The organism is Kitasatospora sp. NPDC001683 (assembly GCF_053596495.1).
The window spans coordinates 1-26,973 of sequence record NZ_JBSFGK010000043.1 but is presented as its reverse complement, the minus strand read 5'-3'; the positions used below and the strand labels follow the sequence as shown (position 1 = coordinate 26,973).

27 protein-coding genes and 4 pseudogenes are annotated in these 26,973 nt (G+C 72.4%); 17 read left to right on the top strand and 14 right to left on the bottom strand.

Annotated elements, in window-relative coordinates; genetic code table 11:
- Positions 1-151: 151 nt before the first annotated feature.
- The 3 genes from ACWCYO_RS22850 (at position 152) to ACWCYO_RS22840 (ending at position 3,734) form a co-directional block, all read left to right on the top strand.
- Positions 152-1,417, top strand: a complete 1,266-nt coding sequence (locus ACWCYO_RS22850) for an alpha/beta hydrolase-fold protein (RefSeq protein ID WP_270147681.1) — start codon at positions 152-154, stop codon at positions 1,415-1,417.
- 569 nt (positions 1,418-1,986) lie between these two features.
- Entirely contained in the window at positions 1,987-2,877 is an 891-nt protein-coding gene (locus ACWCYO_RS22845; RefSeq protein WP_449785228.1) for a hypothetical protein, read from the top strand.
- Positions 2,878-2,921: 44 nt separating this feature from the next.
- Positions 2,922-3,734: a hypothetical protein gene (locus tag ACWCYO_RS22840; RefSeq protein WP_270147677.1), complete on the top strand. Its 813-nt coding sequence runs from the start codon at positions 2,922-2,924 to the stop codon at positions 3,732-3,734.
- Between the two features lie 82 nt (positions 3,735-3,816).
- On the opposite strand, the gene ACWCYO_RS22835 is transcribed toward ACWCYO_RS22840, so the two are convergent.
- Together ACWCYO_RS22835 and ACWCYO_RS22830 are read right to left on the bottom strand one after the other, a co-directional pair.
- Positions 3,817-4,374: a hypothetical protein gene (locus tag ACWCYO_RS22835; protein ID WP_270147676.1), complete on the bottom strand. Its 558-nt coding sequence runs from the start codon at positions 4,372-4,374 to the stop codon at positions 3,817-3,819.
- A gap of 129 nt (positions 4,375-4,503) precedes the next feature.
- Positions 4,504-5,385 carry a LysR family transcriptional regulator gene (locus ACWCYO_RS22830; RefSeq protein ID WP_449785227.1) on the bottom strand — a complete coding sequence of 294 codons (882 nt, stop codon included), beginning with the start codon at positions 5,383-5,385 and terminating at the stop codon, positions 4,504-4,506.
- An 80-nt stretch (positions 5,386-5,465) separates the two neighbouring features.
- Between ACWCYO_RS22830 and ACWCYO_RS22825 the strand changes: the two genes are divergently transcribed.
- Complete coding sequence (locus tag ACWCYO_RS22825) at positions 5,466-6,182, top strand: CTP synthase C-terminal region-related (seleno)protein (protein WP_449785226.1); 717 nt, start codon at positions 5,466-5,468, stop codon at positions 6,180-6,182.
- Positions 6,183-6,207: 25 nt separating this feature from the next.
- Here ACWCYO_RS22825 and ACWCYO_RS22820 read toward each other — a convergent pair whose 3' ends face one another.
- Positions 6,208-6,747: a GNAT family N-acetyltransferase gene (locus ACWCYO_RS22820; protein ID WP_449785225.1), complete on the bottom strand. Its 540-nt coding sequence runs from the start codon at positions 6,745-6,747 to the stop codon at positions 6,208-6,210.
- A 173-nt stretch (positions 6,748-6,920) separates the two neighbouring features.
- Here ACWCYO_RS22820 and ACWCYO_RS22815 point away from each other — a divergent pair, with 173 nt between their 5' ends.
- Positions 6,921-8,162, top strand: a complete 1,242-nt coding sequence (locus ACWCYO_RS22815) for a sensor histidine kinase (protein WP_449785224.1) — start codon at positions 6,921-6,923, stop codon at positions 8,160-8,162.
- A gap of 12 nt (positions 8,163-8,174) precedes the next feature.
- On the opposite strand, the gene coaE is transcribed toward ACWCYO_RS22815, so the two are convergent.
- Both coaE and ACWCYO_RS22805 read right to left on the bottom strand, forming a co-directional pair.
- The gene (gene coaE / locus ACWCYO_RS22810; RefSeq protein ID WP_270147667.1) at positions 8,175-8,777 is read right to left on the bottom strand and encodes a dephospho-CoA kinase; all 603 of its coding nucleotides are present in this window, start codon (positions 8,775-8,777) and stop codon (positions 8,175-8,177) included.
- 70 nt (positions 8,778-8,847) lie between these two features.
- Positions 8,848-9,492 (bottom strand): MBL fold metallo-hydrolase, encoded by a 645-nt coding sequence (locus ACWCYO_RS22805; RefSeq protein WP_270147665.1) that lies wholly within the window; start codon positions 9,490-9,492, stop codon positions 8,848-8,850.
- A gap of 62 nt (positions 9,493-9,554) precedes the next feature.
- Here ACWCYO_RS22805 and ACWCYO_RS22800 point away from each other — a divergent pair, with 62 nt between their 5' ends.
- Complete coding sequence (locus tag ACWCYO_RS22800; RefSeq protein WP_270147663.1) at positions 9,555-9,986, top strand: MarR family winged helix-turn-helix transcriptional regulator; 432 nt, start codon at positions 9,555-9,557, stop codon at positions 9,984-9,986.
- Positions 9,987-9,989: 3 nt separating this feature from the next.
- Here ACWCYO_RS22800 and ACWCYO_RS22795 read toward each other — a convergent pair whose 3' ends face one another.
- Both ACWCYO_RS22795 and rpsA read right to left on the bottom strand, forming a co-directional pair.
- The gene (locus tag ACWCYO_RS22795) at positions 9,990-12,200 is read right to left on the bottom strand and encodes an MMPL family transporter (protein ID WP_449785223.1); all 2,211 of its coding nucleotides are present in this window, start codon (positions 12,198-12,200) and stop codon (positions 9,990-9,992) included.
- A 233-nt stretch (positions 12,201-12,433) separates the two neighbouring features.
- Entirely contained in the window at positions 12,434-13,924 is a 1,491-nt protein-coding gene (rpsA, locus tag ACWCYO_RS22790) for a 30S ribosomal protein S1 (protein ID WP_238740199.1), read from the bottom strand.
- Between the two features lie 415 nt (positions 13,925-14,339).
- Here rpsA and ACWCYO_RS22785 point away from each other — a divergent pair, with 415 nt between their 5' ends.
- Both ACWCYO_RS22785 and hrpB read left to right on the top strand, forming a co-directional pair.
- A complete protein-coding gene (locus tag ACWCYO_RS22785) occupies positions 14,340-15,218 on the top strand; it encodes a class I SAM-dependent methyltransferase (protein WP_449785222.1) in 879 nt (292 codons plus the stop codon).
- Positions 15,219-15,229: 11 nt separating this feature from the next.
- Positions 15,230-17,731: an ATP-dependent helicase HrpB gene (gene hrpB, locus ACWCYO_RS22780; RefSeq protein WP_449785221.1), complete on the top strand. Its 2,502-nt coding sequence runs from the start codon at positions 15,230-15,232 to the stop codon at positions 17,729-17,731.
- A 39-nt stretch (positions 17,732-17,770) separates the two neighbouring features.
- On the opposite strand, the gene ACWCYO_RS22775 is transcribed toward hrpB, so the two are convergent.
- Positions 17,771-18,418, bottom strand: a complete 648-nt coding sequence (locus tag ACWCYO_RS22775; protein WP_449785220.1) for a peroxiredoxin-like family protein — start codon at positions 18,416-18,418, stop codon at positions 17,771-17,773.
- A gap of 129 nt (positions 18,419-18,547) precedes the next feature.
- On the opposite strand from ACWCYO_RS22775, the gene ACWCYO_RS22770 reads away from it, so the two are divergent.
- Both ACWCYO_RS22770 and ACWCYO_RS22765 read left to right on the top strand, forming a co-directional pair.
- Positions 18,548-19,135, top strand: coding sequence for a TetR/AcrR family transcriptional regulator (locus tag ACWCYO_RS22770; RefSeq protein WP_449785219.1), 588 nt, complete (start codon positions 18,548-18,550; stop codon positions 19,133-19,135).
- A gap of 53 nt (positions 19,136-19,188) precedes the next feature.
- Positions 19,189-19,359: pseudogene (locus tag ACWCYO_RS22765) on the top strand (ATP-dependent helicase C-terminal domain-containing protein); the annotation flags it as partial.
- Between the two features lie 161 nt (positions 19,360-19,520).
- Here the strand turns inward: ACWCYO_RS22765 and ACWCYO_RS22760 are convergent.
- Positions 19,521-19,847: a hypothetical protein gene (locus ACWCYO_RS22760; RefSeq protein ID WP_449785257.1), complete on the bottom strand. Its 327-nt coding sequence runs from the start codon at positions 19,845-19,847 to the stop codon at positions 19,521-19,523.
- Here ACWCYO_RS22760 and ACWCYO_RS22755 point away from each other — a divergent pair.
- Together ACWCYO_RS22755 and ACWCYO_RS22750 are read left to right on the top strand one after the other, a co-directional pair.
- Positions 19,786-20,058, top strand: a pseudogene (locus ACWCYO_RS22755) (NTP transferase domain-containing protein); the annotation flags it as partial. The gene ACWCYO_RS22760 and the pseudogene ACWCYO_RS22755 sit on opposite strands and share 62 nt — an antisense overlap.
- Positions 20,059-20,467: 409 nt before the next feature.
- Positions 20,468-20,665: a hypothetical protein gene (locus ACWCYO_RS22750; protein ID WP_449785256.1), complete on the top strand. Its 198-nt coding sequence runs from the start codon at positions 20,468-20,470 to the stop codon at positions 20,663-20,665.
- 43 nt (positions 20,666-20,708) lie between these two features.
- On the opposite strand, the gene ACWCYO_RS22745 is transcribed toward ACWCYO_RS22750, so the two are convergent.
- Genes ACWCYO_RS22745 through ACWCYO_RS22735 form a run of 3 tightly spaced genes read right to left on the bottom strand, consistent with a single transcriptional unit; the run spans position 20,709 to position 21,960 of the window.
- Positions 20,709-20,900, bottom strand: a complete 192-nt coding sequence (locus ACWCYO_RS22745; protein WP_405000726.1) for a DUF397 domain-containing protein — start codon at positions 20,898-20,900, stop codon at positions 20,709-20,711.
- Positions 20,901-20,918: 18 nt separating this feature from the next.
- Positions 20,919-21,095 (bottom strand): DUF397 domain-containing protein, encoded by a 177-nt coding sequence (locus tag ACWCYO_RS22740; RefSeq protein WP_270147652.1) that lies wholly within the window; start codon positions 21,093-21,095, stop codon positions 20,919-20,921.
- Positions 21,013-21,960 carry a helix-turn-helix domain-containing protein gene (locus ACWCYO_RS22735; RefSeq protein WP_449785218.1) on the bottom strand — a complete coding sequence of 316 codons (948 nt, stop codon included), beginning with the start codon at positions 21,958-21,960 and terminating at the stop codon, positions 21,013-21,015. Before ACWCYO_RS22735 ends, ACWCYO_RS22740 begins: the two co-directional genes overlap by 83 nt.
- Positions 21,961-22,121: 161 nt before the next feature.
- On the opposite strand from ACWCYO_RS22735, the gene ACWCYO_RS22730 reads away from it, so the two are divergent.
- The 3 genes and pseudogenes from ACWCYO_RS22730 (at position 22,122) to ACWCYO_RS22720 (ending at position 23,680) form a co-directional block, all read left to right on the top strand.
- On the top strand, positions 22,122-22,559 hold the full coding sequence (locus ACWCYO_RS22730; RefSeq protein WP_449785217.1) for an ATP-binding protein: 438 nt from the start codon (positions 22,122-22,124) through the stop codon (positions 22,557-22,559).
- 14 nt (positions 22,560-22,573) lie between these two features.
- Complete coding sequence (locus ACWCYO_RS22725) at positions 22,574-23,137, top strand: hypothetical protein (protein WP_449785216.1); 564 nt, start codon at positions 22,574-22,576, stop codon at positions 23,135-23,137.
- Between the two features lie 69 nt (positions 23,138-23,206).
- A pseudogene (locus ACWCYO_RS22720) lies at positions 23,207-23,680 on the top strand (DUF6228 family protein).
- Here the strand turns inward: ACWCYO_RS22720 and ACWCYO_RS22715 are convergent.
- Positions 23,643-23,870 carry a zinc ribbon domain-containing protein gene (locus ACWCYO_RS22715; protein WP_449785215.1) on the bottom strand — a complete coding sequence of 76 codons (228 nt, stop codon included), beginning with the start codon at positions 23,868-23,870 and terminating at the stop codon, positions 23,643-23,645. The pseudogene ACWCYO_RS22720 and the gene ACWCYO_RS22715 overlap by 38 nt on opposite strands.
- Before the next feature lie 50 nt (positions 23,871-23,920).
- Positions 23,921-24,431 (bottom strand): annotated as a pseudogene (locus ACWCYO_RS22710) (helix-turn-helix domain-containing protein); the annotation flags it as partial.
- Positions 24,432-25,568: 1,137 nt separating this feature from the next.
- On the opposite strand from ACWCYO_RS22710, the gene ACWCYO_RS22705 reads away from it, so the two are divergent.
- Together ACWCYO_RS22705 and ACWCYO_RS22700 are read left to right on the top strand one after the other, a co-directional pair.
- A complete protein-coding gene (locus ACWCYO_RS22705) occupies positions 25,569-26,297 on the top strand; it encodes an SDR family oxidoreductase (RefSeq protein ID WP_449785214.1) in 729 nt (242 codons plus the stop codon).
- Between the two features lie 4 nt (positions 26,298-26,301).
- A complete protein-coding gene (locus tag ACWCYO_RS22700; protein ID WP_270147643.1) occupies positions 26,302-26,850 on the top strand; it encodes a GNAT family N-acetyltransferase in 549 nt (182 codons plus the stop codon).
- Positions 26,851-26,973: the final 123 nt, after the last annotated feature.

The window sequence follows — 26,973 nt, the reverse complement described above, 5'->3', positions numbered from 1 at the left end:
GGAAAGTCTCCATAAAGTGAAAGCGGAAGCGAGCGGCCCACCAGCGGCCGACCTGCCCCGCGGGCCCCGCCTCCCAGCCGGTTCCCAGCGTCCGGTCAGCGAACGATCAGCCTCTCACCTCCTTCTCATCCGCCGCGCCTAGCCTCCGCGCATGAACGTCTCGCTGCTCGACGGCTGGTTCCCCTGGACGGTCCAGGCCGCCGCCCTCGCCCTGTTCGTCACCGCGGTGGGCTGGCGGGACCGGACCTGGCAGCGCAAGTGGGGGCCGATCGCGCTCGGTACGGCGCTGGCGATCACCGCGGTCGCCGCCCTCGCCGTGCTCACCCTGAGCGGGATCACCGACCCGATCCCGTTCGGGGTCTGGCTGTGGAGCGGGGTGGCGATCGCGGCGTTCTCCGTGCTGGGCTTCGGCTGGCGGAGCGCGAAGTGGTGGCGGCGGGCGCTGGTGGCGCCGACCGCGCTGCTGGCGCTGTTCTGCGCAGCGAACAGCGTGAACATCGCCACCGGCTACTACCCGACGATCGACGACGCGATCGGCGAGCTCAGCGGCCAGCCGCTGCCGGACCAGATCACCCTGGCCGAGCTCGGCTCGATCCGCGGCAAGACCAGGACCGGCCGCATCGTCCAGGTCGACATCCCGGACACCGCGAGCGGCTTCGCCCACCGCCAGGAGCTGGTCTACCTGCCGCCCGCCTGGTTCCGCAGCCAGACCCGGCCCAAGCTGCCGGTGCTGGAGATGATCGGCGGCGAGTTCGCGGCGCCCGACAACTGGATCCGCTCCGGCAACGCGGTGAAGACCGCCGACGAGTTCGCCGCCAAGCACAACGGCTTCGCCCCGATCCTGGTCTTCGTGGACGCCACCGGCGGCTTCCGGGTGGACACCGAGTGCGTGGACGGACCGCACGGCAACTCCGAGAGCCACCTGGTCAAGGACGTCCCGCCGTACATCGAGAAGACCTTCAACGCCGCCACCGACCCGCACAAGTGGGGCGTGGCCGGCTGGTCGATGGGCGGCACCTGCGCCGTCGACCTGGTCGTCGAGCACCCCAACCTCTTCACCCACTTCGGCGACTTCTCCGGCGACAAGGGCCCGTACATCGGCGACAAGGACCACACCATCCAGGAGCTGTACGGCGGCGACGCGGCGGCCTGGGCCGCCCACGACCCGCTGACCGTGCTCGCCCACCACCCCAAGTACCAGGGCGTCTCCGGCTACTTCGGCCAGGGCGACGAGGAGCACGGCCAGATCGAGTCCGCCAAGACCCTGGAGGCGGCCGCCAGGAAGGACGGCATCCGCACCACCTCCGCCGTCGGCTCCGGCAAGCACAGCTGGCAGACCGGCGCCGCCACCTTCACCCAGGCCCTGCCGTGGCTCGCCGGCCAACTCGGCGTCCCGGGCACTCATCCGCAGCCGTAACGGTCCGGTCCGCGACCCGCAGGCGTAACGGTCCGGTCCGGGCGACCCGCCGGCGTAACGATCCGGGCGACCCGCAGCCGTAACGGTCCGGTCCGGGTTCCGTCCGGATTCCGTACCGGCCGTACCCGAACCGCCACCCTGAGCGGACGGCCCGGACACGGACCGTGGGTGGGATCACACCCGCTCCCGGCAGGGGGAAAGCCTTGGTGTCGGCCGCCCCGCCGGGCCGGGCCGACAGGGCTCCGGACGGGCACGATCCACCGCCGAACCGCGCGCCCGGCAGGGAAATCCAACACACCTGGCCGGGTCGGGCCGCAGGCGGCGGAACCTCACACTCCTCCGCACCGCCCATCGCTTCCGCCTCGCCCGCACACATGTTCCCCACCAGTCCGCTGCAACTGCGGCACGCACCCGGCCCCCGGCGGGAATCCCGCTTTGCTCCCGGCGCCCCCGTGGCATAAGTTTCGGTCGCCGTCGACGCAGCACCAGCTCTGACCATGCCTCAGACCTGTGGTGAGCTGCGGAGCCAGGGGGCCTGACGGCAGCATCAACGGGGGAGGAACACAGCCATGCCGAGTGCCCGCAGCCACGGGTCGACCGGTCAGCGGGGAGGTCGGTCGCGCAGCAGCGTTCGACTGCTCACCGCTGCCACCGCCGCCCTGCTCTGCGTGGGCGCCCTGAGCGCCTGCGGCCCGGACAACAGCGGCCAGGACGGCGGCAAGACCGCCGCCCCCGCGCCGACCGGCGCCGCGCCCACCAGTGCCGCGCCCGCCACCGGCGCTCCCACCTCGGGCACGGCCAAGCCCACCGGCGGCGGCGCCGACAAGGGCATCCCGGCCAAGGCCTGGATGGACGTCAAGACCATCCCGGTGGACGAGGCCATCCAGTGGCCCACGTTCGCCGCGAACGCCAAGCTCACCACCAACAAGGTCCTCTTCAAGGGCCAGGAGCTGTGCCACGACACGGACGGGCTCACCAAGGACGGGGAGTCGCTCTACACGGGCACTGCGCGGGCCACGGCAGTGGTCGGCGGCTCCGGCAACAGCCGCTGGACGGGCCAGGAGACCCTGTTGTACCAGGGCGACCCGACCCACAGCAGCGGCACCAAGCAGCTCACCAACCTCACGCGCACGCACCTCGTCGACGCCGTCAAGAACTGCGCCAAGACGTTTCCGCACGCCAGCGTGAAGGTCACCAGCATGGAGGGCGCACCCTACTTCGCCGCAGCCGTGACGCTCCCGCAGATCGACGGCGCGACCGTCACCCTGCACGAGTTCGTGGTGGACGCCGGCGGCACGGTCGGCGAGCTGTCCGTCTTCACCACCACGAAGGGCGGTGCCGAGCCCGACGGGTGGATGGCCGTCTTCGACCACGACCCGATCGGCCAGGAGACGGACGCAGCCACCAACATGAAGACCGCGATCTGCGGGGCCCTCCCTGGCTGCGACGGTCACCAGTGACACCGGCTCTGCTCCACGACACCACGGATCCGAGGAATCGTCAGATGCGCAACAGCACCAGGCTGGTCACCACAACCGCCGCCGCCCTGCTCCTCGTGGGCGCCCTGAGCGCCTGCGGCCCGGACAACAGCGGCCAGGACGCCGGCAAGACCGCCGCCCCCGCGCCGACCGGCGCCGCGCCCACCGCGGCGCCCACCGGCGCGCCCGCCACCGGTGGGAACACCGGCGGAAGCACCGCCAAGCCCACCGGCAGCGGTGCCGACAAGGGCATCCCGGCCAAGGCCTGGATGGACACCAAGAGCATCCCGATGGACGAGACCTACCACTACGCCCCGCTGGCGGCGAACGCCAAGCCGGTCACCGGAGCGATCAACTTCAAGGGCATGGAGCTGTGCCACTCCCCGCTCCCCAAGGGCGAGGAGTACTTCTTCACCGGCGGCGACGCCAGGGCCAAGGCCTCGGTCGGCTTCGGCGGCGACCGTTGGACGGCCCAGCAGACCCTCCTCTTCTGGGGCGACCCGACCCACAGCAGCGGCAACGGCCAGAGCGTCGGCGTCATCAGGGACCTCCTCACCGAGGCCGTCAAGGACTGCGCCAAGACCGCGCCGGGCGCCACCGTGACGGTCGCCAAGTCGGACGACTTCGCCGCCACCGTGACGGTCCCGCAGCCCGACGGTTCCACCGTCACCCTGCACGAGTACGTGATCAACGCGGGCGGGACGGTCAGCGAGCTGTCCGTCTGGGCCACCACGAAGGCGGGCGCCCAGCCCAAGGACGCCTGGAAGGCGCCCGAGGACAAGTACGTCGCCACCGGCATGACGGCCGCGATCTGCGAGGCCCTCCCCGGCTGCAACTAGTACGCAACACCCACAGACGGCCGCCAGGCCCGTCCGGCACAGGGGACCGGACGGACCTGGCGGCACACTCATGCCCGGGGTCTCACAGGCCCAGCCGGCTGAGCGCGGTGGTCCAGTCGCCGGCGATCGCGCTGCGGGCGGCCGCCAGGGTCACCTTGTGGCCGCACACCGCGTTCTTGAGTCTGGTCTCGACCGAGTCCTTGCTCTGCGCCGGCTGGTTGCCGTAGCGCGGCTCGGGCCACAGGTTGCGGGGGTCGCGCGGCGCGCCGCCGAGCTCCAGCGGGACGAGGTGGTCCTCCTCGTAGTCCGCCGGGTTGGTGTCCGCGTAGCCGTACTGGGCTATCTGCTGGGTCTTCAGCGCGTTGGTGTAGCTGACCGGCGGGCGCACGGTGGCGGTCCAGCCGGAGACGCAGATGGTCGAGCCGATGGTGGCCTGGGTGACCGCCGGGTTGTACGCGCCGGGGGTGCAGGACGGGTCGGGCAGCGGCAGGTACGCCTGCGAGCAACTCGCCGCGAGAGTGCCGGACTTGACCGGCTTGTGCGCGGCCGGGGCGGCGGCCTGCGCGGTGCCGGTGGCGAACCCGGCGGCGGCGAGGACGGCCGTGGCGGCGACGACGGTGACACGCTGACGGGGCATCATGGGGCGTTCTCCTGGGGCCGGCCCGGCCGATCGCCGGGCGACTGTGCCCATGACAGCACCGCCCGCACGGCCACCGTCAGCCCCGGGACGTGAACGAGTGGTGACCACCCCTCCACATCCCGGCGCGCGTCAGCCGACCAGCAACCGTGCCAGCAGCGCCGCGGGCCCCTCCGGCAGGCTGCCGTGGACGAGTTCGGTGCGGTGCACCAGCCGGGGCGCGGTGACCGGCGCGTGGTCGACGCCGGGCGCCCCGGCCACCACCGGCTCGGGCAGCAGGGTCAGCCCGTGCCCGGCGGCGACCAGGGCGAGCAGCCCGTGCAGGTCGGTGCCCCGGTAGTGGGTGGCGGGCCGGAAGCCGTCGGTGCCGGTGACGGCACGCAGCCGGGCCGCGGTCGGGGTGAGGTCGGGGGCGTCCAGCCAGCGGGCGGCCGACAGGTCGGCGAGGGCGAGGCCGGTGCGGCCGGCCAGCGGGTGCCCGGCCGGCAGGGCGACGGCGACGGGCTGCTCGTCCACCGCGACGGTGGTCAGCGGGCCGACCTCGGGCAGCGGCAGCGGGTCGCTGGGCGCGGCCAGGCCGTCGATCAGCGCGAGGTCGACCTCGCCGGTGGCGACCCGGGCCGGCAGCACGTCCTGGCCGAGCACCTCGACCACCGGCTCCACCTGCGGATACGCCCGGCGCACCTCGCCGAGCGCGCGCCCCAGCGCCGCCCCGACCGCCAGCGGGGTCGCACCGAGCACCAGCCGGGCACTCGGGGCACCGGCCAGGCGCGCGACGTCGGCGCGCGCCGCCTCCAGCCGGACCAGCAGCGGCACGGCGTGCTCCAGCAGCCGCCGCCCGGCCACGGTCGGGCCGACCGGCCGCCGGACCAGCAGGGCGGTGCCGAGGTCCGCCTCCAGCGCGGCGATCTGCTGGGAGACCGCGGACTGGGTGTAGCCGAGCTCCCGGGCCGCCTCGGAGAAGGAGGCCAGCCGGGTGACGGTGGCGAAGGTGCGCAGCTGCTGCGGATCCACGACGGGTCATCAACCGATCTGATCGATACTTAAGAAATCATCGTTGGCGCTGATCTCGGATGCGGGGTCAGGATAGCCCCATGACCTACCTGACCCCGCGGATCGCCCTGGTCGGCGACCGCTCCCCCGCCGTCCGCTCGCACGCCCGCATCCCCGGCCTGCTCGACGCCCTCGCCGACCGCGACCAGCTCGTCCTGGACGCCTACTGGATCCCCACCGAGGACGCCGGGGCGCCCGGCGCGCTCGACGGCTTCGACGCGGTCTGGCTGCTGCCCGGCAGCCCGTACCGCAGCGAGGCGGGCGCCCTGGCCGCGATCCGGACCGCCCGCGAGGGCGGCATCCCCTTCCTCGGCACCTGCGCCGGGTTCCAGCACGCGGTGCTGGAGTACGCCCGCAACGTCTGCGGCCTCGCCGACGCCGTCCACGGCGAGCAGGACCCCGACCTCGAGCAGCAGGTGATCGTGCCGCTCGCCTGCTCCCTGGTCGGGCACGAGGGCGCCGTCGAGATCACCCCCGGCACCCTGGCCGAGCGGGCCCTCGGCACCACCGCCACCCTGGAGCGCTACCACTGCTCCTACGGCCTCAACGCCGACTACCTGGACCGGCTGCGCGCCCACGGGATGCGCTTCAGCGGGGCGGAGGAGTCCGGCCAGGTCCGCGTCCTGGAACTGCCGGACCACCCGTTCTTCCTCGCCTCGCTGTTCCAGCCCGAACTGTCCGGCGACGGCACCCGCGCCCACCCGATGATCCGCGCCCTGGCCGCGGCCGCCGTCGCGCACGCGGCACTCGGCGAGTGACCCCGGCTCAAGCCGCAGCGCGGGGTCACATCGGCAGCGAGCGCAGCCGCACCGGCCCCTCCGGCCACCCGGCGCCCGCCGCCAGCGGCCGCCACATGGTGCACAGCGGCATCACCGCGAGCCGCCCCTCCGGCTGTTCGACCGTCACCTCCTCGGCCACCTCGCGGAAGCCCAGCCCCCGGTAGAACACCGCCAGCGGCGGGCGGCAGAACAGCAGCGCGTACCGGAAGCCGAGCGCACGCCCGTGCTCCAGGGCCGTCCCGACCGCTGCGCGCGCGAGGCCCTCTCCGCGACGGTGCGCGGCGACGCACACCCCGCCCACGCCGATCGCCTCCAGGTCGGTGCCGCCGACGGTGAGCGGGACGGGGAGCAGCCCGGTGTGGGCGATCAGCCGGCCGTCGGCGGCCCGGATGCCGAAGTGGGTCTGCTTGGGCAGGTAGGTCAGCCCGGTGTAGGCGACGCCGTACGGGTCCTCGCCCGGGCCGAGGATCTCCTCCTGCTCGGCGCGGGAGTACTCCTCCAGACGCTCGACGGCCAGCGGTTCAGCAGAAAAACGATCATTCATCACTCCATCCTCCCTTCCCCGCGCAGCGGCCTCCGAGTCCCGTTCCGACCAGGGGATGAGTCACACCACCAGTCGGCTCTCCGGCACCCCGTCGGCCAGGCGACCCGACGGAGACCGGCCACCCCGGTCCGACGATCGGCCCGGAGCGCCCCGGGTGTGGAAGCATGCCCCTCATGCGCCAGCCCACCGACCAGCCGGCCGACGACCTCCTCGCCGCACCGCTGCTGCCCGGCCCCCCGCTGCGCCTGCCCCGCCCGGTCCGCGCCCTCGCGCCGACCGCCGTGGTGCTGCTGGTGCTCGTCCCGCTCGCCGCGCACGACCCCGACTTCGGCCCGACCGAATCGCCGGGAACCAACGCGGCCCTGATGGCCTTCGGCGCCCTGGCCCTCGCCTTCCGCCGCCGCTTCCCGGCGGCGACCGCCGCGGCCACCCTGCTGAGCGGCCAATTCCCGCTCGCCGTGGCACTGTACGGGCTGACCGCGCGGCGCGGCGCCACCCCGCTGCTGTACGTCCTGGCGGTGCTGTCCGAGCTGCGGCTGTTCGTCCCCTTCGACCTCGGGGACGTCAGCACCCCGTCCGCGCTGGCCAACCTGGTCGAGGACCCGCTGGTCTTCGGCGCCGTCCCGCTCGCCCTGGGCCTGACCGCCCACCAGCGCGCCCGCACCGTCAGCATGCTCGCCGAGCGCAACCGGCTGCTGGTGGCGGCCCGCCGGCACGCCGAGGAACGGGCCACCGCCGCCGAACGCGCCCGGCTCGCCCGGGAGATGCACGACGTGGTGTCCAACCGGGTCTCGCTGATCACCCTGCACGCGGGCGCCGGGCAGGTCGCCCAGGCCGACGACCCGGCCGCCGTCCGGGAGACCCTCGGCCTGATCCGCACCCTGGGCCTGCAGGCGCTCACCGAACTGCGCGGCCTGCTCGGGGTGCTGACCCCCGCCTCCGACCAGGCACCCTCGCTGCGCGGCCTGCCCACCCTGGTCGAGGAGTCCCGACAGGCCGGGCTGGCGGTGGGCCTGACCGTCACCGGCCCGGACGACGGCCTGCCCGCCCCCGGGCCCAAGGTCCAGTACGCGGCCTACCGGATCGTCCAGGAGGCACTGACCAACGCGCACAAGCACGCCCCGGCAGCCGAGGTGGCCGTCACGGTCACGGTCGAACCGGACGGGCTGCGCCTGACGGTGGTCAACTCCCCCACCGGACCCGCCGGAGCCGCCGGAGCCGCCGGACCTGCCGAAGCCGCCGGACCTGCCGGAATGGACACACCGGCCGTCCCCGCGCCCCGCCTGCCCTCGGGCGGACACGGCCTGAACGGCATGCGCACCCGCGCCGACGACCTCGGCGGCACCCTGCACGCCGGCCCGACACCCGAGGGCGGCTTCGCCGTCCGGGCCCGGCTGCCGCTGACGGTGGCCTGAACCCGGCCCGAACTACGCGGCGGCGGCCCGCTTCACCAGCTCCGCCCACACCTCGTCGACCCGCGCCGCCAGCGCCTCCAGCGGCCCGCCGTTGTCGATCACCAGGTCGGCGATCGCCAGCCGCTCCGCCCGCGAGGCCTGCGCGGCCATCCGGGCCCGGGCCTCCTCCTCGGCCATCCCGCGCAGTCGCACCAGCCGGTCCAGCCGCACCTCGTCGTCCACGTCGACCACCACGACCAGGTCGAACAGCGGCGCCAGCCCGTTCTCGGTGAGCAGCGGCACGTCGTGCACCACGACCGCGTCGGGCGCGGCCGCCGCCTCCAGTTCGGCGGAGCGGGCCCGGACCAGCGGATGGACGATCGCGTTCAGCGCCCGGAGCTTCTCCGGGTCGGCGAACACGATCGCCCCGAGGGCCGGGCGGTCCAGCGTGCCGTCCTCCCGCAGCACCTGCGGGCCGAACTCGGCGACCACGGCCGCCAGTCCGTCCGTCCCGGGGGCGACCACCTCGCGGGCGATCAGGTCGGAGTCCACGATCACCGCGCCGCGCGCGGCGAACAGCCGGGACACCTCGCTCTTGCCCGCGCCGATGCCACCCGTCAGTCCGATCTTCAGCATGGCGCCAGGCTACCGGTGGCCGTCGCGGCGTGTCAGCGGCGGGCTCTCGGCCCGGCCCCGGGGCGGGCGCTCAGCCCAGCTCCAGGCTCTCGCCCTCGCCGAGCACCACCAGCTCCGCGCCGCCGGTGCCCGGCCCGTCCGGCCCGAGCAGCCGGGTGGCCACCATGTGCCCGATCGGGCTGAGCGTCGCCTCGTGCACCGGGACGGCCCGGCCGGGGCCCGCCTCCCGGACGTAGTCGACCACCTCGGAGGCCTTGCTCCACGGCGCCGCGAGCGGCAGCAGCAGGGTCTCGACGGCGTGCGGCGGCACGGTGAAGGCGTCGCCGGGGTGGAACAGCCGGCCGTCGAAGAGGAAGCCGATGTTCTTCACCCGGGGGACGTCCGGGTGGATCACCGCGTGCCACTCCCCGTGCACCGAGATCCCGACCCCGCCGATCTCGAAGGCGTCGCCCTCGCCGACCGCGCCGACCCGCTGTCCGAGGCCCTCCAGCTGGGCGGCGACGGCGCTGTTGGTCCACACCCGCAGCGCCGGGTCGGCCTCCAGCGCGGCGCGCAGCCGGGACTCCTCGAAGTGGTCCATGTGCTCGTGGGTGATCAGGACGGCGTCCGCCCCGGCCAGTGCGGCGGGGTCGGTGAAGGCCCCGGGGTCGACGATCAGGGTGGTGTCGTCGTGCTGGATGCGTACGCAGGCGTGTCCGAACTTCGTGATTCGCATACCCAAAACCATACAGCATGACTGTACAGTTTTGCTGCACATCTTCCGGATAGACTTCTCCCATGACCAGCAACGCCCCGCACCCGGACACCCTGGACCTCGCCGCCGACCTGCGCACCGCCCTCGGCAGCCTGGTCCGCACCCTGCGCGACAACGACGACCTGCCGCCGAACCAGGCCGCCGTGCTCGGCCTGCTGGTCCGCGACGAACGCTCCTACACCGTCGCCGAACTCGCCGACCGCCGACGCGTGCGCCACCAGTCGATGGCCCGCACCGTCGCGCTGATGACCGAGGCCGGCCTGGTCGCCCAGCAGCCCCACCCCACCGACGGCCGCAAGCAGCTGATCGCCGCCACCGAGGCCGGTCGCACCGCCCTGCTCGACCAGCGCGCCCGCCGCGAACACCACATCGCCACCGCCATCGAGACCCGGCTCAGCACCGAGGAACGGGCCCAGCTGCGCGCCGGCGTCGAGCTGCTCCAGCGCCTCAGCTGACTGCTACCGGGCCTGCCCCACCAGCTCCGGCCGCTGCGCCTGCGCCTGCGCCGGGATCGCCGGCTGCTCGATCTCAGGCAGGTCCACGTGCTCGCTCAGCCCGAACCGCCGGTGCAGCCGCCGCAGCGGAGCCGGCGCCCACCAGTTGAACTCCCCGAACAGGCTCATCGCGGCGGGCACCAGCAGGCAGCGCACCAGGGTGGCGTCCACCGCGACGGCCACCGCCAGCGCGATGCCCATCTGCTTGACCATGAGCATGTCCCCGAGCGCGAAGCCCGCGAAGACGATCACCATCAGCAGCGCCGCCGAGGTGATGATCCGACCGCTGCGCTGGACGCCCAGCTCCACCGCCCGGACGCAGCCGTGCCCGCGCTGGGTCAGCTCCTTGATCCGGGAGAGCAGGAACACCTCGTAGTCCATCGACAACCCGAAGGCGAAGGCGAAGACCAGCACCGGGATGAAGGTCTCCAGCCCACCGGTCGGACTGAAGCCGAGCAGCCCGCTGAACCACCCGTCCTGGAACACCAGGGTCAGCGCGCCGAGCGAGGCGCCCAGCGACAGCAGGTTCATCAGCAGCGCCTTGACCGGCATCACCACCGAGCCGGTCATCAGGAACAGCAGCACCAGCGTCCCGGCCGCGACCAGGCCGAGCGCCCACGGCCCGCGCGACAGCAGCTCGTCCTGGAAGTCCACCACCGAGGCCGCCCCGCCGGTGACGTACGTCTTCAGCCCGCCCCGGTCCGCCCGCAGCTCGTCCACCACCTGCTTGGCGGTGTCGCCCTGCGGGTCCCCGTGCACCAGCACGTCCACCGTCGACACCCGGTCGCCGACCGGCGTCACCGCCCGCACCCCGCTCACCCCGGGCAGCTTGGCGACCACGTCGTCCGCGTACGCCTGCGCCACCCGCGCCCCACCCTCGACCACCACGGTGATCGGCGCGGCCGCGACCTGCGGGAAGCGGTGGTCGACGGTCTCGACGACCTGCCGCCCGGCCGAGGAGGCGGGCAGCACGGCGGCGCCCGAGCTGCGCATCTCGGCGTGCAGGAAGGGAGCTCCGGCCGCCATCAGCAGCGCCACCGAGGCGAGCGTCACCGCGACCGCCCGCTTGCGCACCCGGCGCACGGTCCGGCTGAAGAAGCCCTCGTCCGGCACGGGCGCGCTCGGCGTCCTGATCCGCGAGCCCGCGAAGCCGAGCAGCGCGGGGATCAGGGTCAGCGCGGCGGCGACCGCGATCACCACCACGCTCACCCCGGCCGCGGCGACGGCGCCCAGCACCGGGCTGGTGAAGACGAACAGGCCGGACAGCGCGACGGCCACGGTCAGGCCGGAGAAGGCGACGGTGCGCCCGGCGGTCGCGGCGGTGCGCTCGACGGCGGCGGCGATCCCCGCGCCGTGGCCGCGTTCCTCGCGGAAACGGTTCACCATCAGCAGCGCGTAGTCGATCGACAGCCCGAGCCCCAGCACGGTGGCGATCGGCAGCACGCTGGTGTCGATGTCCATGATCCGGCTGAACCCGAACATGGCCAGCAGCGCCCCGCCCACCGAGGCGACGGCGCCGATCACCGGCAGGGAGGCGGCGGCCAGGCCCCCGAAGACCAGCACCATCACGATCAGCGTGAGCGGCAGGGTCACCAGCTCGCCGAAGCGGGTGTCCTGCTCGGTCTGCTTCTTGACCTCGTCCTGGAGCACCAGGTCCCCGCCGACGGTCACGTGCGCCCCGCCCGCACCGTCCAGCGCGGCGAGGCGGTGCGTGACCACGTCGGTCTGGGCGGAGGTCGCGGCGGCGGCCATCCGTACCGTGACCAGGCTCGCCGTCCCGTCGGTGGCCCGCAGCGCGGCCGGGCCCGGGCCCGGGCCGTACGCGTCCTGGGCACCGGAGACCCCGGGCAGGGCGGCGATCTCGGCGGTGGCCTTCTGGACGGCGGCGCGCACGGCCGGGTCGTTCACCGGCTTGCCGTCCACCACCGCGGTCACCGCGCCCTTGGCCGGATCGGCCGCGGCGACCACCGCGCTGCCCCGGTCGGCCTCGGCGCTGGCGGAGGAGGCCCCGGCCACCGAACCCTCGAAGACCCGCCCCCCGATCAGCACCCCGACGACCAGGACGACGGCCCAGAAGCCGAGCACCCAGCGGCGGTGGCGGAAGCAGAACCGGCCGATCGCGGCCAGCCGGCCGCCGACCACAGCAGTGGGGGCGGTGGAGGAGGGGTTGCGCATGAAGGAGCCTTTCGGGCAGTTCCACTCAATGTAGGTGCAACCCGAACACCGGCCTATAGCAGGGCGATGAGCCTCATCTCACATTTCCCTACACATAAACCACACATAAGTCAAAGCGGGAAACGAAGGCGCGCGTCCGAGGCCTCCGAGACCGGAAACACGAAACGGGCCCCACCCGGACGAATCCGGATGGGGCCCGTTCCCTAGCTGTCAGCTAGCGGGGGGCGAGAGCCTCAGCTCTGGCCGCCGGCCAGCTTCTCGCGCAGGGCGGCCAGGGCCTCGTCGGAGGCCAGGGCGCCCGAGCCCTCGTCGCTGCTGGACGAGTAGGAGCCACCGGCGGCAGCGGCGACGGCGTCGCCACCCTCGGCAGCGGCCTCGGCGTCGGCCTCGCGGCTCTTGATGACCTGGGCCTGGTGCTGCTCGAAGCGGGCCTGCGCCTCGGCGTACTGGCGCTCCCACTCCTCACGCTGCTTCTCGAAGCCGGGCAGCCAGTCGTTCGCCTCGGGGTCGAAGCCCTCCGGGTAGATGTAGTTGCCCTGGTCGTCGTACGAGGCGGCCATGCCGTACAGGGTCGGGTCGAACTCGACCTCGGCCGGGTTGGCACCCAGGGCCTCGTTGGCCTGCTTCAGCGACAGGCTGATGCGGCGACGCTCGAGGTCGATGTCGATGACCTTGACGAAGATCTCGTCGCCGACCTGGACGACCTGCTCCGGGATCTCGACGTGGCGCTCGGCCAGCTCGGAGATGTGGACCAGACCCTCGATGCCCTCGTCCACGCGGACGAACGCACCGAACGGAACCAGCTTGGTGACCTTACCCGGAACGACCTGGCCGATCTGGTGGGTACGGGCGAACTGCTGCCACGGGTCCTCCTGGGTCGCCTTCAGCGACAGGGAGACGCGCTCGCGGTCCATGTCAACGTCGAGAACCTCGACGGTGACCTCCTGGCCGACCTCGACGACCTCGGACGGGTGGTCGATGTGCTTCCAGGACAGCTCGGAGACGTGCACCAGGCCGTCGACGCCACCCAGGTCCACGAAGGCACCGAAGTTGACGATCGAGGAGACGACGCCGGAGCGCACCTGGCCCTTCTGGAGGGTGGTGAGGAAGGTCTGGCGGACCTCGCTCTGGGTCTGCTCCAGCCAGGCACGGCGGGACAGGACCACGTTGTTGCGGTTCTTGTCCAGCTCGATGATCTTGGCCTCGAGCTCCTTGCCCACGTAGGGCTGGAGGTCGCGGACGCGACGCATCTCGACGAGCGAGGCCGGGAGGAAGCCGCGGAGGCCGATGTCGAGGATGAGACCACCCTTGACGACCTCGATGACGGTACCGGTGACGATGCCGTCCTCTTCCTTGATCTTCTCGATCGTGCCCCAGGCACGCTCGTACTGAGCGCGCTTCTTGGACAGGATGAGACGACCCTCCTTGTCCTCCTTCTGGAGAACCAGGGCCTCGATGTTGTCACCGACGGCGACGACCTCGTGCGGGTCAACGTCGTGCTTGATCGAGAGCTCGCGGGACGGGATGACGCCCTCGGTCTTGTAACCGATGTCGAGGAGGACCTCGTCACGGTCGACCTTCACGATGACGCCCTCGACGATGTCGCCATCGTTGAAGTACTTGATGGTCTCGTCGATCGCGGCGAGGAACGCGTCCGCGTCGCCGATGTCGTTGACCGCGACCTGCGGGGTGGTGCTGAGGGAGGAGTCGGTGGGGCTCGTCATTAGGAAAAGGGCTCCGGTACGGACATGAAAGTCGTAGGTAATGCCACGCGGAGGGCCCGTATCGCTCCCACCGAAAGCCGGACAGCCAAGAGCACGGCGCACCGGCGATCCCGTCAACAACGAGAACCGGCGTCCGTCTTGCGACCGTGGGGTCTTCGACAGATGCGAGCGCGACCTGCTCCGTCCGAGGCGCGCAGGCCCGCAGCGCAACTTGTAGCATACGGGGACGGCCAGGCACGGTCAACGCCAAGAGAGGCAAGACGGTGGAGCCCGGTACGGATCAGGCCATATCCTCCGATTGCGCACCTCGCGGTGGCGCTCACAGGGAGCCCTTCCCCGGATGCCACCGCCAGGATCCGGCCCTCGACGGGCCGGTTCGCGGCAGCGGCGCTTCCGCAGTTCCATACCCTACGCGATGGGCATTGTCACCGTGGCCACCACCCCCCACCCCTCCCTTCACGATCTTGACGCAACCACCTCGGCGATCGAGGGGGAGGAGGGCGACGACGCGGTGCGGCGCTCGGCCGGCGTCGGGGAGAGCAGCCGGGCCAGCCGGCACTGGTGGGACCGCAACGCCGACGAGTACCAGGACGAACACGGCGAGTTCCTCGGCGACGACCGCTTCACCTGGTGCCCCGAAGGCCTGGACGAGGCCGACGCCCATCTGCTCGGCTCCGTGGCGGGTCGCGACGTACTCGAGATCGGCGCCGGCGCCGCCCAGTGCTCCCGCTGGCTCGCCGCCCAGGGCGCCCGCCCGGTCGCCCTGGACCTCTCCTACCGCCAGCTCCAGCACTCCCGCCGGATCGACCTCGGCCGCGGCACCGCGCCCGTCCCCGTCGTCCAGGCCGACGCCGCCGTCCTGCCCTTCGCCGACGCCTCCTTCGACCTCGCCTGCTCCGCCTACGGCGCCGTCCCGTTCAGCGCCGACACCGAGCAGCTCATGCGCGAGGTGCACCGGGTGCTGCGGCCCGGCGGGCGCTGGGTGTTCTCGGTCACCCACCCGATCCGCTGGGCCTTCCCCGACGAGCCGGGTGTCGAGGGGCTCACCGCGATGTCCTCGTACTTCGACCGGACCCCGTACGTCGAACAGGACGAGAACGGCCACGCCACCTACGTCGAACACCACCGCACCCTCGGCGACCGGGTCCGCGAACTCGTCGGCGCCGGCTTCCGGTTGATCGACCTGGTCGAACCCGAGTGGCCGGCCGGTCTGGAGCAGGAGTGGGGCGGCTGGTCCCCGCTGCGCGGACGGCTGATCCCCGGCACGGCGATCTTCGTCACCGAGCGGGGCTGACCTTGCCTCCTGTGTGGCACGACCTGCCCGTCCGCACCGCCCTGCCCACCCTGCACCGCGCGCTGGACGAGCACGGCACCGCCGTCCTCGCCGCCCCGCCCGGCACCGGCAAGACGACGCTGGTGCCGCTCGCCCTGGCGGGGCTGCTGGATTCGGGTGTCGTCCGGCGCGTCCTGGTCGCCGAACCGCGTCGGCTCGCCGTACGGGCCGCCGCCCGGCGGATGGCCTGGCTGCTCGGCGAGTCCGTCGGCAACCGGGTCGGCTACACCGTGCGCGGGGAGCGTCGGGTCGGGCCGGAGACGGTCGTCGAGGTGGTCACCACCGGCGTGCTGCTGCAGCGGTTGCAGCGCGACCAGGAGTTGCCGGGCGTCGACGTCGTCGTCCTGGACGAGTGCCACGAACGGCACCTGGACGCCGACACCGCGCTCGCCTTCCTGCTGGACGTCCGGGCGGCGCTGCGGCCCGAACTGCGGCTGGTCTGCGCCTCGGCCACCTCCGATACGGCTGCCTGGGCCGAACTGCTCGGCGGCGCACCGGTGGTGGAGGCGCACGGGGTGTCCCACCCGGTGGACGTGGTCTGGGCGCCTCCGCCACGCGCCGTCCGGCCCGCCCACGGGACCCGGGTCGACCCGGCGCTGCTCGACCACGTCGCGGCTGTCGTACGGCGGGCGTTGGGTGAGCGCGACGGGGACGTGCTCTGCTTCCTGCCCGGCGTCGGCGAGATCTCGCGGGTCGCGGGGCTGCTCGGCGGTGTGGCCGCCCAGGTGCTCCAGCTCCACGGCCGCGCCCCGCAGCCCGTCCAGGACGCCGCGCTCACCCCCTCCGCTTCACGGCGGGTCGTCCTCGCCACCTCCGTCGCCGAGTCCTCGCTCACCGTCCCCGGCGTGCGGGTCGTGGTCGACGCCGGACTCGCCCGCGAACCCCGCACCGACCACGCCCGCGGCCTCGCCGGACTCGTCACCGTACGGGCCTCGCTCGCCGCCGCCCGCCAGCGTGCGGGCCGTGCGGGGCGCGAGGCCCCGGGCACCGTCTACCGCTGCTGGCACGAGGCCGAGGACGCCCGCGCCGCCCGCTTCCCGACACCTGAGATCGCCCTCGCCGACCTGACCGGCTTCGCTCTCCAGGCCGCCTGCTGGGGCGACCCGGACGCCACCGGCCTCGCCCTGCCCGACGCCCCGCCCGCCGGGGCGATGGCCGCCGCCCGGCAGACCCTCCAGGCCCTCGGCGCGGTCTCCTCCGATGGCCGGGCGACACCGCGCGGCGTGCGCCTCGCCCGCACCGGCCTGCACCCGCGACTGGCCCGCGCCCTGGTCGACGGCGCCCTGGCCGTCGGTGCCCGCCGGGCGGCGGAAGTCGTCGCCCTGCTCTCCGAAGAACCGCCGCGCGCCCTCGGCGACGACCTCGGCGCGGTCTGGCGGCTGGTCCGCTCCAGCAACGACCCCTACGCCGGCCGCTGGCGCGACGAAGTCCGCCGCCTCCTGCGCGCCACCTCCGACGAACCCGCCACCGCGCTGCCCGACTCGACTGCCGTCGGCCTCGTCGTCGCCCTCGCCTTCCCCGAACGCATCGCCCGCGCCCGGGTGGAACGCCCCGCCCCCGGTGAGCGCAGCCCGTACCTGATGGCCTCCGGGACGGCTGCCGAACTCGCCCCCGACACCCGGCTCGGCGCCCTCCCCTGGCTCGCCGTAGCGGTCGCCGACCGCCCGGCCGGCGCCCACTCCGCCCGCATCCTCCATGCTGCGGCACTGGACGAGGACACCGCCCTGCTCGCTGGCGCGGCCCTCCTCGCTTCGCGCGAAGAGGTCCACTGGGACACCCGGCGAGGCGAAGTCGTCTCCCGCCGGCTCGAAGCCCTCAGCGCGATCGAGCTTTCCGAGAAGCCCCTCAACCGCCCCGACCCGGCGCTCGTCCGGGCCGCGATCCTCGAAGGCCTCACCCGCGAGGGCCTCAGCGCCCTGCTGACCTGGCCCTCCCCCGGCCTCCGCGAACGCCTCGCCTTCCTCCACACCGCCATCGGCCACCCGTGGCCGGACGTCTCCGACGCCGCGCTCCTCGACCGCGCGGAGGAGTGGCTGGAACCCGAACTCTCCCGCGCCCGCCGCCGCGCCGACCTCGCTCGCATCGACACCACTTCGGCGCTACAACGCCTGCTCCCCTGGGCCACCGGCGAAGCAGGCCGCCTGGACGAACTCGCCCCCGAGCGCATCACCGTGCCTTCGGGCTCGAAGATACGAGTCGACTACACCACCGAACACCCAGTGCTGGCAGTCAAGTTGCAAGAACTCTTCGGCTGGACCAAAACCCCCACCCTGGCCGGAGGCCGTGTCCCCCTGACCATCCACCTCCTCTCCCCCGCCGGCCGCCCCGCCGCCGTCACCGGAGATCTGGAGAGCTTCTGGCACAACGGCTACCACGCCGTCCGCGCCGAGCTCAGGGGCCGCTACCCCCGCCACCCCTGGCCCGAGGACCCGACCACAGCGGAACCCACCCGCCGCACCAACGCGAGAAGGTGAATCTCGGCCGAATACGCACCCTGGCCGCGGCCTCGCCCCTCAGTCGAGCGCGTCCAGGGCGGCCAGGATGTCAGCGGGCTCGGCGCGCAGGGCGTAGTCGGTCTGGACGAAGGCCCAGCGTATGGTGCCGGTGCGGTCGATGACGAAGGTCGCGGGCAGTGGCAGCGTGCGGGAGTGGCCGGCGTTGACGCGCTTCAGGTCGAAGCCCAACTGGTCGTAGAGGGTGCCCAGTTCGTCGGAGAGGTCGAAGGCGATGCCGAACTGCGCCGCGACCTCGGAGCCGATGTCGCTGAGTACGTCGAAGGCCAGCCGCTCCTTCTCGGCCAGGGTCAGGGACTCGTCGGGGATCTGCGGCGAGACGGCCACCAGACGGGCGCCACGGGCGGTGATCGCGTCGTGCTGCTCCTGGAGGGCGCGCAGCGCGAGGTTGCAGTAGGGGCACCAGGCGCCACGGTAGAAGGTCAGCACGACCGGCCCGTCGGCCAGCAGCCCGTCCAGCGCGACGCGCTGCCCGGCGGCCGCGGGCAGCGTGAACCGCGGAGCCGGGGCGCCCACGCCAAGCGCGCGCTCCGTGAGGTCGGAGGCGGCGAGCTCGCGCCCGTTGCGGTCCATGACCTCGATGGCCTCTGCCGGGATCGACCGCCTCCGGTTCTCGTGCACGGCGCGCAGTTGGTCGTGAAGGCTCACAGGGGTCGCCCTTTCTCGGGGGGATCTGGGTCTGAACTTGAACCAGTCGTTCCAGGATGATGGGCCATCAGACTCGCCGTCAAGGACTATCTTGGAACAACCATTTCAAGTACCTGGGAGCGGTCCGCCATGCCCGACATCAAGCACTTCGACCCGGAGCTGGCGCTGGAGCGCGCCGAGCGGCTGTTCTGGCAGCACGGCGCGGCCGAGGCGTCGATCCAGGACGTCGTCGCCGCGACCGGGCTGAACCGCTCCAGTCTCTACGCCACCTTCGGCGGCAAGCAGCAGCTCTACCACGCCGCGTTGCGCCGCTACCTGCAACACCGCGCGCAGCCGGCCTTCCGTCAACTCGCCGACGACGGCCGGGGTCTGCCCGCCGTACGGGACTTCTTCGGCGGGCTGATCGCGGCCCGCTGCTCGGGCGAGCACGCGGGCTGGGGCTGCATGGTCGTCAACGCCCATCTGGGCACCGAACACCACGACCCGGACGTTCGGGCGCTGCTCGAAGACCACCACCGCCAACTCCGCGACGCGCTGCACACCGCTCTCGACGTCGCCCGCCGCGACGGCCAGTTGTCCCCGCACGTGGCCACCGGCACCGCGGCTGAAACCCTGGCCCTGCTCGCCTACGGCGTCAACCTCCGCTCCCGCAACGGCGCCGACGCGGACAGCCTGCTGCGAACCGTCACCGACACCCTCGCCCTGTTCGGGACCTGACGCGCGACACCACCGCCGGATCCCGCCTCGTCCCGCGCCCCGGCATCGTGGAGCTCGCTCCCCCGGCGGGCCGCCCCGCCGCCGTCCCAGGCGACCTGGCCGGCTTCTGGCACACCGGCTACCACGCCGTCCGCGCCGACCTGAGAGGCCGCTACCCCCGCCACCCCTGGCCCGAGGACCCGACCACAGCGGAACCCACCCGCCGTACCAATCCACGGAATTGACATCCTGACCATCGACACTGCACTGCGCTCCACCTTGGCCGTGGAACAGGGAGGCGTCGCCGAGTACTCCCTTCGCCGGTCGGCTCCCGCCGAACACGGGTCGGCCGCTCCGCCGCGGTCAGCCGTTGGGCTTCGGCCATGTCGGTCAGGGCCTCACCTCGTTACCGAGCGGTCATCGAGCCGGCGGCGTGGTGCATGTCGGTGAGGATGGCGGTCAGGCGTGCGGAGCCGACGGTGGCCGCGAGCGCGCCGGCCTGGGCGGCGTGGTGGTCGGCTTCGATGCGCTCGCCCTGCCGGTAGAGCACGGCGGCCAACCGCGCGGTGGCCATCGCCCGCACCCGGGCCTGGGTGGTGTCGGATTCGGCCGCCCGGCGCAGGTCGGCGACGACCTGGGGATGCAGGTGACCGGTGGTGGTGGACAGCAGGATGCTCGGCCACGCCCTCGCCCAACTCACCACCGTGGGATTCCGCCGTATCGCGGTGCTCACCAGCACCGACCCCGACAGCGGCGCCGAGGCCGTCGAGACGTACGCCCTCACCCAATCGGCGCGGCAGGTGGAGCTCACCGTCCACCGTGAGGACCACCCGCTCGGAACCGCCGGCGCCGCCTACGCGGCCCTGGCCCACTTGGCCGACGCCCCGGCCACAGTGGTGCTGCCCGCCGACACCCTCTTCCCGTACACCCTGCTGCCCTCCGCCATCGCCGCCCACCGTTCCCGCCCAGCCGTGGTGACCTGGACCGTCACCACCGCGCCCGGCCAGGGAGCGCAGAACGCCGGCCGGCTCTTCCTCGACCCCGACGGCGAATTCGTCGTCCACGCCCTGGAGGGGGTGGACGCCACCCTGCCCGTCGGGAGCCGGCAGGGTTTGCGGCAGGCCACCGGCGCCGTCGCCCTGGCCCCGGCCCGTTCCGGTCCCTGTTCGAGGAGTACGCCCGGCGCCTTGCCCACCCCCGCGAGGCTGACCTGTACCGGCAGCTCATGCCCTGGGCGATCAGCCAGGGCCACCCCATCGGCGCCTATGACATCCGCACCCCGGCCCCCGACCTCGGCACCCCCGACCGCCTGGCGCTTTCGGCCGCACCACTGCCTGAAGGGAGATCAGGACCGTGCCCACCGCCTGTCGACCCGCGCTGACCGAGCAGAGCGTGTTCCACACCGTCGGTGCGAACAGCGGCGGATCGACTCGCACCAGCGTGGTCCTCGGCCACCGGGCCGCCGACGAGCTCGACGCCCACCCCGACCCTGACCGGCAGGTGGTCGTCACCGGCACCCAGCTGTACCGGGGCAACGACCGGCCGAACTGACCTCGGGCGGTTCCTAGGGGTCTCGGGCAACTTGCAGGATTCGTCAGACGTCGCCGAACTCGCCGGAGCGGACGGCGGCAACGAAGCTGGACCAGGCATCGACCGGGAAGGCCAGAGCTGGGCCCTCGGGGTCCTTGGAGTCACGCACGGGGACGAGGCCGGGGAACCCGGGGGCCACCTCGATGCAGTTGCCTCCGTTGCCGCCGCTGTAGCTGCTCTTTCGCCAGGTCAACACGGCCAGCTCCTTGGAGTCCTATGCCGGGAAGTCGCCCTCGCGGACGGCCGCTACGAAGGCTTCCCAAGCGTCGGCCGGGAAAACGAGGGCCGGGCCGTGCGGGTCCTTGGAGTCACGCACGGGGACGAGGCCGGGGAACCCGGGGGCCACCTCGATGCAGTTGCCGCCGTCGTTGCCGCTGTAGCTGCTCTTCATCCAGGCGGCTGCGGCGAGCTCGTTGTTCTTCATCTCTGAACCCCTCCAGTGTCTCGGCGATCAGCCGAAGCGAATCGCTCTCTGACAGGCATTCGCCACGGAGCTGATCATAGCGACGCTGGTGCTTGACCACACTGGCGGAATCACCGCTCAGATGCCCTCGTTCGAGGCTCTCCGAGTACACCAAGCGCTGCCCATCCGGCAGCTCCAGCAACACCATAGCCGTCTTGATGACAGTCTGCTGATTCGAGAACGGCGCCACGTGAATGACGACGTTCCGAAGCTGGGCCACCCGTAGGAGGTGCTGCATCTGACGCGACATCACCCCAGGTCCGCCCACGACTCGGCGAATGGCGCTCTCGTCGAGAATGACGAGCAACAGCGGCCCGTCGGGCACGAGAAAGCGACTCTGCCGGCTGAGTCGAGCCCGGGTCAACTCCTCGATCTCCTCCGGGTTGCCGGCCGCCTCGCCAGTGGCGAAGAGCGCACGCGCATACTGCGGGCACTGCAACAGGCCATACATCGTGCCGTCCTGATACGCCCGCAGTCCGACGGCGATGGCCTCCTGGTCCACGTACTCCTGAAACCAGTCCGGATGCTCGATCTCGGCGTCCCAGTCGACCCGCCCGTACAGCCGCTTCAGCAAGTCGCCGGTGCCGTACAGCCGGTCGAGCTCCTCGACCTCCTCGATCGACGGCTTCCGCTTCCCGCCTTCGGTCCGCGACACCACCGTCCGGTCGCAGTGCAGGAGCTTGCCCACGTCCTCCTGCGTGTAGCCCATCGAGTCCCGGGCGAAGCGGATCTCCTCGCCGAACATGATCGCGGAACTCGCGGTCGTCCCCCGCTTGGCCTTTCGCTGTGTCATCACTGCCCCCAGTTGTGCGCCGCACGTCCCGCACGTCGATCTGGCGTCACCGTACCTCCGCAGCCCCGATGATTGACACCAGAACGCAATCATCTGCATACATAGCGTGATTGCGCGCGCCTTTCGCGCTCCCCCAATCCGCCCCCTCCCGAGGTTCCCCCATGCTCACTTCCCGCCGCCCCCGCACGTTCGCCGCACGCCTCGACTCCCGCACCGAATCCACGCCCCTCGCACGGCACTTGCTCCGCGCGTACCTCTCCGCGCTCCCCACCGGCGACCGCTACACCGACATCGCCGAACTCCTCCTCGGCGAGCTCTTCGCCAACGCCGTCCAGCACTCGGACGCCCCCACCGACCGCCTCATCGAGATCCGCTTCGCCCTCACCGGCAACCTCCTCCGCCTCGAAGTCCACGACGCGGGCAGCGGCCGCCCCTCGCTCCGCCCCACCACCCCCGACGACGAGCACGGTCGCGGCCTCTTCCTCATCAACGAACTCGCCGAACGCTGGGGTTGCTGCCCCCGGGCCGGTGGGATCGGCAAGTTCGTCTGGGTGCTGATCGCCCCCTCCCCCGCCCCCATCTCCGTCCTCGCCGTCTGAGGGAAGAACCCACCATGCGACTCGCCCTCACCGCCCGGCACCTGTTCGACACCGGCTCCACCCCCGCCGAGGCCTACGCCGTCCTCGCCCGCCGAACCCACGAACCCCTCCGCTCGGCCCGCGCCGTCTGCGCGGCCCTCGCGATCCCCGCCGCCGAGGCGAACCGCCGCCTCGACGACTGCTACGACGCCCTGCTCGCCAATCCCCGCCCGGGCTCCGAGGCCGACACCGGCGAACTCCTCGAAGCCCTCGGCGTCTTCGACGTCCCCAAGCTCCTCACCTCCACCGACCAGGCCATCGTGGACCTCTTCCTGACCGCCATCGATGCCATGGGCGGCATCCGCGCCGACCACCAGCACGGCCTGGCCCGCTGGTTCACCACCGGCAACCTCACCGCTGCCTACCTCTCCCTCGCCGCCGCCCACCCCCTCCCCCGCACCGGCGACCCGGCCCGCTACTGGACCACCCTCGTCCAGGCCGGCGAACTCCTCTCCACCACCCCCACCCCCGACCCCCGCATCAAACCCGCCCTCACCCACTGCCGCAGCCAAGCGACCACCCACACCACCACCCCCTAAGCACAGGAAGTCGGCCCCGCCGACTTCCTGTGCAGCGCCCACCGCCCAGGCCGACCACGCCAAATCGCGATGACTTCCGGCACGACGCCGTCTAACGTCCGGCAAATGAACGCTCAGGGCACCGAGCCCACCGACACACCAGCCGTCGACGTCCGCTGCCAGAACGCCCCGACCGCCCGGGTCAGACTCGCCGACCGCCACTTCCCCGACGAGCACGGCACCGGCTTCGCGGTGGAACTGCGCGCCGAAGGCCTCCGAGCCCGGCTCGACTCGGTCGTCGCGTGGTAGCGGGGGCCCGAGCACCTGACCGACTTCCTTGACGGGCTGGCCGCCGACTACCAGGGCTGGGAGGGCGAACGCACCTGGAGCACCCACCACCTCACCCTCCGGACCGTCTTCCGCTCCGGAGGCCACGTCGGCCTCACCTGGACCATCCGCCCGTGGACCGCCCGAGACGACTCCTGGGAAGCCTCGGTCACCACCTGGCTGGAGGCCGGGCAACAGATCACTCCTCCCCCGCGTGAAGCGGGGGCTTCTCGCTAACCCAGGTGGGTATTGCGACGGGCCAGCCCGGCCGTAGAACGTTGACGGCTCCCACGGTGTCGATGTGGGCACGGTGGCCGCAGGCGACGCAGTGGAAGGCGTCCTGTGTGGGCCGGTTCTGCGCCGCGACGTACCCGCACTCGTCGCGGGGGCAGGTGCGGGAGGTGTTGCGCAGGTCCGCGGCGATCACTTCCCGTCCGGCGCTCTCAGCCTTGGCGTGCAGGATCGTCAGGAAAACCCCACATACCAGCGCCTGCCCTCGCGCTTCACGCTGACGGTCTTGACCTTGCCGGCGACCGGCCGGTGCCGGTTGACCTTGACGTGGCCGATGCCCTGGAATCGCACGCGGGTCACCGGGTCATGCGGGGTGGAGACCCACCGGCAGCCATCGCCGTCTTTGGGGAAGCCGACCGTGTCGAACCAGTTCATCCCACGGAAGCGCGGACAGCCCGGCTTCTCACCGGATTTGACACGTCGGAAGAACGCCGCGAATGCCTTGTCCACGGCGAAGCGTCGCCTGCTGCGAGGAGAACGACCAGCGGCCCTGGCGCTCCGGGTCGAACGCCCGGATCTCTTTGAGCTGCGCTGACTGATCGCCATGCCGGATCGTGGTCTTCGAGCCGTGCCGGTAGGCGTCGCGCCGTTCCTGCAACGCCCCGTTGTAGAGCGAGCAGTGATCCCGCAGCATGTCGGCGAGTGCTTGCTGCTGGCCCACGGTGGGCCGCATGGGGAACTTGTACGCACGGATCACCCGGCCCACCCCCTTTCGGTCGACGCGATCACCGTAGTGCGGCCCACTGACAACGCAACGAACTACGGCGCTTCGCGCCTGCGGGCCAAGGATGCGTTCCCTCCCCGGCTGAAGCCGGGGATACCCACACAAGATCAGGGATGGCCGATCTCGCCTCGGACATCTGCTGGTTCCTCGCCCCCGGCAGCCTGCCGGAGTCCGGCTCGCTCGGAGGTACCGCTTGTTCGTCGTGAAGACGTACCGCCGGAGCGCGGCGCTCGACGACGACCGCCACTCCTAGGCAAGCGGTGGGCCGGCGGCCCGGTCCCGGCTCGCCCGGCCGTCACCGGAGTCCGCTCCCGCTCAGCGGGCACTGGATCGCCGACAGTCCGGCCGTTCGCGCGCCCGACCCGCGCGGCGCCCCGTCGTTTCGGGTGAAGTTGCGAGCCCAGCGCCACGGGCCCTCCTACGCCCCGGGAAACCTCCTGCGTGACAGCCGCTCATTCGGAGCGGCCGCAGGGGCCGGCCGTCCAGCGCGGTCCGGGTCGCTCGGTGCCGGGTACGGAGGGAGCCGCCGAGGGCATCGTCGTCGTCTTCATGCCCACAGCCTTCGGCTCAGCGGATTCGCAGGCATCGTCCCGGTGAATGATGCCGGTGCCCCCGGAGGGGGAACCCGTCCGGGCCGCCAGTGCTCCGGCGGAAGGAGATCTGCATCCCTGGCAGCCGGAGTGTTCCGGGTTCCCCCTACTCTTCGTTCGTGCATCTCGGAAGATCGGCTGAAGAACGGCTCAGCCAGGCGCTGCCGGCACTCGTCGAGCGCTGACGACCGTTCCGGGCTTCCGCGATCGTGGTCACGCGCATTCACCTCCCCGGCGCGGGGATGCCCATGGACTGCCCCGGACGCAGGATCGGGGTGCCGACCTGGGTGGGGCTGCGGGTGAGGACCGTGCGGGCCGGGTCGTGGCGCAGACCGTAGCGGCGGGCCCGGACACTCCCCCCCGTCCGGCCTCCGGATGAGGTCTGCTGCTCAGGAATGCGGATCGGCCGACTTCCTGCGCCGGGCGAACTCGGCGGCCCTCCGGCCTACTCCCCCGGGAGGGGATGGCTCCAGCCCCCGGGAGGATGTGACGCCGCCTTGCCGTCGGCGAGGCTGGACGCATGAGATTCGACGACCACCGGGTGGTCATCACCGCCGCCGGCCGGGACTTCGGGCGCACCTTGGCCATACGTCTCGCGGACCTCGGCGCCGAGGTCTTCCTCTCCGCGCGCACCCTCGCCGCCGCGGAGCGGGTCCGGGACGAGATTCGCGCCCGGGGGCACCAGCGCGTCCACGCCTTCGGCTGCGACCTGACGGACCCCGCCTCGATCCGCGGCTTCGCCGCCGAGGTCGGCCGGCGCACCGGCCACGTCGACATGCTGATCAACAACGGCTCCCGCTACCTCGAAGGCCCGGACCTGCTCTCCGCCTCCGATGAGGACGTCCTCGACACGATCGCCTCCGGCGCCACCGGCACCGTCCTGACCGTGAAGAACTTCCTCCCCCTCCTGCTCAACTCGGACAAGCCCGACGTTGTGACCATGGTCTCCGCCTGTGGAACCGCGGGGCATCACCGCTCGGACGCGCACGACGCCTTCTACGCGGCGAAGAGCGCCCAGGCAGGGTTCGTCGACATCCTCTCCAAGCGCCTGCGGCCCCGAGGAGTCCGGGTGATCTCGCTCTACCCGCCCGACTTCGACAACCCCGACCCCCTCGCCGAGGAGTGGGAGACCACACCGCGCGGGGCCGAGGACGCCCTCACCGCGCAGTCACTCGTGCAGTGCGTCCTCTTCGCGGTCGCCCAGCCCCGCGACTGCTTCATCAAGGCGTTCCACTTCGAGCAGGTCTGAGCCCGTGCACTTCCTCATCCGCCGGGTGACCGGCACCGAGTACCGGGAACTCCGTGCGATCAGACTGGAGGCGCTGCGCGACTCACCCACGGCCTTCAGTTCCTCCTACGACGACACCGCCGCCCTCCCCGACGACGTCTGGCAGCAGCAGGCCGCCGTCGAGGCCTCCTCCGTGGAGTCCGCCACCTTCATCGCCGCCGACGAAGCCGGGAACTGGGTCGGGATCGCCGGCGTCGGGCCGCTGCCGGACGTCCCGGACCACGTTCACATCCACTCGGTCTACGTGTCCCCGAAGCACCGCGGGCCCACCGGCCCCGCCGCCGACCTGGTGAAGGCCGGCATCCGCTACGCCCAAGTCCACACCGACGTACGGTGGTTGACCCTGGGCGTGCACGAGGGCAACGAGCGGGCGCGGGCCTTCTACCGGCGGCTCGGCTTCGAGCCCACCGGCAAGGTCGTCCCCTACACCCTCGACCCGTCCGAGAAACTCCTCATCCTGGGCTACCCGGACTTCCGCGGCCACCCCCGAACCTCGGACGGCACTACGGGCTAGGCAGGGACTCCGCAATGCTGCGAGCGCGGGCGCGCCGAACGCGGTGGCGCACCGCCTGCTGATCGACCGCGAGCCGGGCTCGCGGATGGAGCCGCTGGTGGCCAAGCACCTGGCCAGCCACTA